The organism is Paenisporosarcina sp. TG20, assembly GCF_000286315.1.
In the GTDB taxonomy this organism is placed as follows: domain Bacteria; phylum Bacillota; class Bacilli; order Bacillales_A; family Planococcaceae; genus Paenisporosarcina.
Genome location: NZ_ALJG01000170.1, coordinates 1 through 6849, shown reverse-complemented (window position 1 = coordinate 6849; position 6849 = coordinate 1). Strand labels below are relative to the sequence as shown.

Annotated in this window: 8 protein-coding genes; 1 reads left to right on the top strand and 7 read right to left on the bottom strand. The window is 36.4% G+C overall.

The annotated features are described in order from the left end of the window. Window positions 1–14 precede the first annotated feature (14 nt). From B371_RS0102570 to B371_RS0102540, 7 genes are all read right to left on the bottom strand, one after another. Window positions 15–275, bottom strand: coding sequence for a hypothetical protein (locus tag B371_RS0102570; RefSeq protein ID WP_019412754.1), 261 nt, complete (start codon window positions 273–275; stop codon window positions 15–17). A gap of 203 nt (window positions 276–478) precedes the next feature. Further along, entirely contained in the window at window positions 479–1783 is a 1305-nt protein-coding gene (locus B371_RS0102565) for a pyrimidine-nucleoside phosphorylase (RefSeq protein WP_019412753.1), read from the bottom strand. A 17-nt stretch (window positions 1784–1800) separates the two neighbouring features. Beyond that, window positions 1801–2985: a phosphopentomutase gene (gene deoB, locus B371_RS0102560; protein ID WP_019412752.1), complete on the bottom strand. Its 1185-nt coding sequence runs from the start codon at window positions 2983–2985 to the stop codon at window positions 1801–1803. Window positions 2986–3068: 83 nt separating this feature from the next. Beyond that, a complete protein-coding gene (gene xerD, locus B371_RS0102555; protein WP_019412751.1) occupies window positions 3069–3971 on the bottom strand; it encodes a site-specific tyrosine recombinase XerD in 903 nt (300 codons plus the stop codon). A 65-nt stretch (window positions 3972–4036) separates the two neighbouring features. Beyond that, window positions 4037–4501: a Fur family transcriptional regulator gene (locus B371_RS0102550; protein ID WP_019412750.1), complete on the bottom strand. Its 465-nt coding sequence runs from the start codon at window positions 4499–4501 to the stop codon at window positions 4037–4039. 101 nt (window positions 4502–4602) lie between these two features. Further along, window positions 4603–5121 carry a hypothetical protein gene (locus tag B371_RS0102545; RefSeq protein WP_237721495.1) on the bottom strand — a complete coding sequence of 173 codons (519 nt, stop codon included), beginning with the start codon at window positions 5119–5121 and terminating at the stop codon, window positions 4603–4605. A gap of 54 nt (window positions 5122–5175) precedes the next feature. Continuing rightward, entirely contained in the window at window positions 5176–5721 is a 546-nt protein-coding gene (locus B371_RS0102540) for an NUDIX domain-containing protein (RefSeq protein WP_019412748.1), read from the bottom strand. Window positions 5722–5792: 71 nt separating this feature from the next. On the opposite strand from B371_RS0102540, the gene B371_RS0102535 reads away from it, so the two are divergent. Next, window positions 5793–6695 carry an aldo/keto reductase gene (locus B371_RS0102535; RefSeq protein WP_019412747.1) on the top strand — a complete coding sequence of 301 codons (903 nt, stop codon included), beginning with the start codon at window positions 5793–5795 and terminating at the stop codon, window positions 6693–6695. The last annotated feature ends 154 nt before the right edge of the window (window positions 6696–6849 follow it).

The following is a 6849-nucleotide window of genomic DNA, read 5'->3' as shown; positions in this document are numbered from 1 at the left end:
TAGGGGTGCGAAACTTAAGTAATAAGTTCAATTAGCTTTTTTTGGAAAAATTCATCACTTTTCTCTCGAACGTCTAAAGAATGGTTTGGAAGAAGTGTTTCCCATACAATCGGTAGTGGTACACCCATAATTTTTCTATATTGTTCAATCGGCGTTTCCATATCCCATAGCTTGTCGTTTCGAAGCACATTAAACGTTGCTTCCAAGGCAGGTTCTAAAATTAAATTTGTTTGAAATAATGTTCCATCCATATCAAAAATAATTGCTTTACTCATTGGAAAAATCCCCTTTCTCTTTTTTAATTAAAACGTAATATAATTTTTAAAGTTGCAATTATTTCAGTGTATTGGCAACTCTGCCGTTTGAGAAATAGTTAAAATTCGAATATTATATCAAATACAATAAAAATCAATACTAAATATTGATATCCTTATACTAAAAAAAGCGCACTCCATAGAGAACGCTTTTTTGAGACTTTCTATTGTGTAATGATTTCTTTAATTAATTGAGGTGCGATAGATGGTTGTTTTGAAAACTCATAGTATTTGTAAAGAATTTCTAATACTTCTTCCACATTTTTAGAATTAGCATGAATCGTTGCAAGTGACTCGCCTTCTGTGACTACGTCTCCTACTTTTTTATGAAGGACGATTCCGACTGCTAAATCAATTACTGATTCCTTTGTTGCACGGCCTGCACCGAGTAACATTGCAGCAGTTCCAATCTCATTGGCTTCAATGAAAGATACATATCCGCTTACTTTTGATGGAACTTCAAATGAAAATTCAGCTTGTGGTAATAACTCTGGTGAGTCGACAACTGCTGGATTACCACCTTGGCTTTTTATAAAGTCTTTAAAGATATCAAGTGCGGATCCATTATCAATGACTTCAATTAACATTTTACGGGCTTCGTCTAAATCTTTGGCTTTCCCTCCAACAACAACCATTTGACTGCCGAGTACTAAGCAGAGTTCTGTTAAATCTGCTGGACCTTTTCCCCGAAGTGTATCAATGGCTTCTTGGACCTCTAATGCATTTCCAATTGCATAACCTAAGGGTTGACTCATATCAGAAATAATAGCCATTGTATGACGGCCTAAATCATTTCCAATTTTGACCATAGCTCTAGCAAGATTGCGTGCGTCGTCAACGGATTTCATAAATGCACCTTCGCCTGTTTTCACATCTAATACTATTGCATCCGCACCGGCAGCAATTTTCTTACTCATAATTGAGCTTGCAATTAATGGAATACTATTTACAGTCCCTGTTACATCTCTGAGTGCATATAATTTTTTATCAGCAGGAGTTAAGTTACCACTTTGTCCAATGACTGCTAATTTTAATTCATTCACTTGTTTAGTAAATAGTTCAGTAGTTAACTCGACATGAAAACCTTCTATTGCCTCTAGTTTATCAATTGTGCCACCTGTATGCCCTAAACCACGTCCACTCATTTTCGCAACCGGAACTCCACATGCCGCTACTAAAGGTCCAAGAACCAATGTTGTGGTATCACCAACACCACCAGTTGAATGTTTGTCTACTTTAATTCCTTCAATGCCTGACAAATCAATTTGATCACCGGATTCCACCATAGCTATTGTTAAATCTGCCCGTTCTCGATCCGTCATATCTTGGAAATAGATAGCCATTAATAATGCACTTGCTTGATAATCCGGTATATTTTCATTTGTATATTGTTCAATGAAAAAATGAATTTCTTCAGTGGTTAACTCTTGTCCATTACGTTTATTTTCAATTAAATCAACCATTCTCATGAATTTTCACCTATCCTTTAGTTTAAATGGGAAAGAAAACTACGTCCAAACTTTGGCAAAGGGACATTAAAGTTTTCTGCAATCGTCGCCCCTATATCAGAAAATGTTTCACTTAGTGGAAGTTCTTTTCCTTCTGCAAAACGTGTTGAATAAACTAATAAAGGTACAAATTCACGTGTGTGGTCTGACCCTTCAAAAGTTGGGTCATTCCCGTGGTCCGCGGTGATTATGAGTAAATCTTCATCCGTTAAAGCGTCTAAGATTTCAGGCATGCGAGCATCAAAAGATTCTAAAGCTTCTCCGTAACCAATTGGATCTCGTCGATGCCCGTATAGTGCATCAAAATCCACAAGATTTAAAAAACTAATACCGTGGAAGTCTACCTTCACTATTTCTGCTAATTGATCCATTCCGTCCATATTATCTTTTGTACGAATAGATTCAGTTACACCTTCATCATTATAAATATCAGAGATTTTCCCGATTGCAATTACATCAAAATTCGCGTCTTTTAATTCATTCATAACTGTACGACCGAAAGGTTTTAACGCATAATCATGACGATTTGTAGTTCGTTTAAACTCACCAGGTTTTCCCAGGAAAGGACGAGCAATGATACGACCAACTAAAAATTCTGGATCGAGTGTTAATTCCCGTGCAATTTCACAAATTTTATATAGTTCTTCTAAAGGCACAACTTCTTCATGAGCAGCAATTTGTAGCACCGGATCAGCAGATGTATAAACGATAATCGCACCTGTCTCCATATGTTCTTGTCCTAATTCTTCTAATATTTCTGTTCCACTTGCGGGTTTATTCCCGATTACTTTCCGTCCAGTTTTAGTTTCCAATGCAGTGATTAACTCTTCTGGAAAACCATTTGGATACACTTTAAAAGGTTTATTAATATTCAACCCCATGATTTCCCAATGACCAGTCATGGTATCTTTCCCTACGGAGGATTCTTGCATTTTTCCATAATAGGCTGAAGGAACTTTTACAGGTTCTATTCCTTTGAATGTGCGAATGTTTGATAGTCCCATTTTTTCAAGGTTTGGCATGGTAAGACCGTTCATTTTTTCAGCAATATGACCTAATGTATCAGAACCTTCATCTCCGAAGTTTTTTGCATCTGGAGCTTCACCAATACCTACTGAATCTAGAACGACTAAGTGAATTCGTTTAAATGATTTATTTTCCATACTTATCCTCCTTCAATGTCTAGTTGTAGTTTATCAAATGCACTAAAAAAATACACGTCAGCTTCTGACGTGTACGAACAATTTCATGCACGTGGATGGAACTGTTTATAAACATCTTTTAATCTGGTCTTGCTAACATGCGTATAAATTTGAGTCGTTGAAATGTCTGCATGTCCAAGCATTTCTTGGACTGCTCGTAAATCTGCTCCATTTTCTATCAAGTGTGTTGCAAATGAATGACGTATTGTATGTGGAGTAATTTGATTTTGAATCCCCGCTTTTACGGCATACTCTTTCATTAATTTCCAAACACCCTGCCTCGTTAAACCTTTTCCACGTTGATTAACAAATATTATGTCTGTTTGATGAAGAGGTTTAATCAATTTTGGACGTCCTTCTTTAAAATAAACTTCACAAGCATTGAGTGCTGATCGTCCTAATGGAATTATTCTCTCTTTTCCACCTTTACCGAAACATCTAACAAATCCCATGGTCAAATTTAAATCCTCTAATTTTAATGAAATGCATTCACTTATTCGCATTCCAGTCGCGTAAAGAACTTCTAACATCGCACGATCTCTTAAACCCTGAGGTTTCCCGTTGTTGGAAGCGGCTATTAATTCCTCAATTTCTTCGATTGATAAAATATTCGGAAGTTTTTTATCCATTCGAGGCATCTCTAAATGTACTGTTGGATCTGTGTTGGATACTTTTTCACGTATTAAGAATTGATGAAACGACCGAATTGATGAAATATGTCGGGCTAAAGTACGAGATGATTTCCCTCCATCTTTCAACTGTTCTAAGTGAGAAAGAATATGAATTCGTTCTACATCGTTTAATGTATTTAATTGTTGCACTTTTGAGAGATCCTTTATATATACTTGAAGATCTCTTTCGTAGGAAGTTAGTGTATTAACTGATAATTGTCTCTCTACCCTTAAAAAATGGATATAGTCGGAGACAGCATCTTTCATTTCTTTCACATAAAACCCTCCTAGACGTAAAAAAGGATAGCATTCTGCCATCCTTTTTTTGGGGTCGCCTATGTTTAATCAGACGATTCATTTTCATCATGTTTACCGTGGCAACGCCAACAAATCCCATGAAATGTTAAGCGGTGATCTTTAATTTGGAATTTCCATCTTTTTTCTACCACGTTTTCTACATCCTCAAGCAAATCTTCTTGGATTTCATCTACGGCTCCACATTCAATACATACGAGGTGATGATGGAAGTGTGCTGCACCTTCTTGACGCAAATCGTATCGTGAAACACCGTCTCCAAAGTTAATTTTATCGACTACTTTTAATTCCGTAAGCAGTTCAAGAGTTCGATATACAGTTGCAAGTCCAATATCAGGTGCTTTATTTTTTACAAGAAGATATACATCTTCTGCGCTTAAATGATCTTCTTCATTCTCAAGCAGCACTCTAACTGTCGCTTCACGCTGTGGCGTCAGTTTATAGCTCGCACCATGAAGCTGTTTTTTTATCCGATCAATACGGCCCTCCATGTGACGCCCCCCAAACTCACTTCATTATACCAAAATGGTCATTCTCATTACAAGATTGAGAAAAGTATTTTGATATGATAATGATTATAATCTACTATTGATTATAAACCATGAATGTATGGAAGGACAAACAATTCAAGTCCAATTAATACGATATAAAAAAGACTTAAGAATCCAATCAGTTTAAAACTACGATTTTTAATTAGTAATTGTGTGGATGGAGGTGGAACAAGTAAAAAACCAATTAGTAGTAATAACGAACAATAGATTAATTGGAAAGGGAACCACCATAAAGCATATGTCCAAAATTGTGTATCCTGCGCTATTAAATACCCTGAAGAGATCCCCCAAAAAACAGCTCTCATTGTCCCTATTAATAAAATCATATATTTTAGGATAAGGTGAGTTGCAAAAAGAAGAAATAATAAAATGGTTACAAGTTGAGGGAGAATTGAATCAAAGCCATTAGGTACATACTCACTTAATAATCTTGGATCTAGCCAATGTATGACTCTTTCAACTTGTTCATAGGGCATTTTTGAATATAGCCACAATCCACCTAAATAACCGAGGACGAGCAATCCAAGTAAAAAAAATAATGGAAAAGACCGAGTCAACATTCGCCACCTACCTTTCATAGATTAGCTTATGCGTGTCCCAGTATCATACATTCATCATTTTCGTAAATATTCTTTAGCCCACAATACACTATAAGCTGTTTTGGCATCAAAAATTTGTCCGTTTTTCATCATTTGCTCAGCTTCCTCAATGGTTGCTTCAATAATTTCCACAAATTCATCCTCATCGAGTGTTGCAGGATTTTCTATTTTAGTTAACCCTTCAGCGACATATATATGAATGATTTCATCAGCAAATCCTGGTGAAGTTGAAAAAGATTGAATATGAGTTAACTTTTCACAAGCGTAACCTGTTTCTTCTTCAAGTTCTCTTCTTGCGGTAATTTCTGGTTCTTCACCTGGTTCAAGTTTCCCGGCTGGTGTTTCAACAAGAGAACGTTCTAGTGCTTTTCGGTATTGTTCAACAAAAACAATTTTCCCATCTGCAGTAATCGGGATTATTGCTACTGCTCCAGGATGTTTAATTAATTCACGTTTTGATGTTTTACCGTTTGGTAACGTTACTTCATCTACTCTAAGTGAAATGACCTTCCCTTCAAATATAGGCGTTGTTGAAATGGTTTTCTCTTCGTATTTTTTCATAGATTCCACACTTTCTGTTTGTCTATTTACTAACACAATTGTACCATGGATGAAATGAGGGAGGCTTAATAATGAATAAGAGAGAATTAGGACAAAGTGGATTATATGTATCTGAAATTGGGCTAGGTTGTATGTCCCTTCCACCAAACAAGCAAGAAGCACAAAAAATAGTAAATGCTGCTATTCATCATGGTATTACTTATTTTGATACAGCTGACTTGTACGATAAAGGGGAAAACGAAGTTGTGGTCGGCCATGCATTAAAAGGAAAACGACAAGATATGTTCCTTGCAACCAAAGTTGGCAACAAGCTAAATGTGGATGGTTCGGGTTGGACTTGGGATTCTTCAAAGTCTTATATCACATCACAAGTTAAAAAAAGTTTAACAAGACTACAAACAGACTATATCGATTTGTATCAACTACATGGGGGTACGATGGAAGATAATCTAGAAGAAGCAGTCGATGCTTTCGAATCCTTAAAAAAAGAAGGTCTAATTCGGACGTACGGAATCTCATCCATTCGTCCTAACGTAATTGAACGATTATTTTCAAAAAGCGCAGCAAGCTCTGTCATGATGCAGTATAGTATGTTAGATCGCAGACCAGAAGAGTGGTTTGATTTAATATCAGCACACGGAGCCTCTGTTGTGACGCGTGGATCACTCGCTAAGGGTTTACTTACATCAGAAGCATTAAGACGTGCTGAGCAGTCTAGTGGCTATCTTGAATATAGCAAAGAATTGTTAATAGACACTTTATCGGAACTTGAAAATCATTCGCAAGATTTGAGCAGTTTAGCTCTAGCGTTTGTATTACAGCATAAACAAGTGTCAGCAATATTAGTAGGGGCTAGCTCAGAGCACCAAATTAACGATACGATGCAAGCCTATCATCAACCAATTTCGAATAGTACTTTAGATCAAGCAAAAAATTTACTTAGGGATGATCGATACAAAGAACATCGTATTTAATGTTTTTTCTTTTTAAGAAGATACGGCCGATTTGAATTTAGTATAATTATATTAAGAAAAACCGGGTAAGTGCGCCCGGTCCTTTAAGATAAAAAAGCACACAGTATCAACTTTGGTTTTCAGTATGATTTCCGTTACAGACGGACGCTTTCCG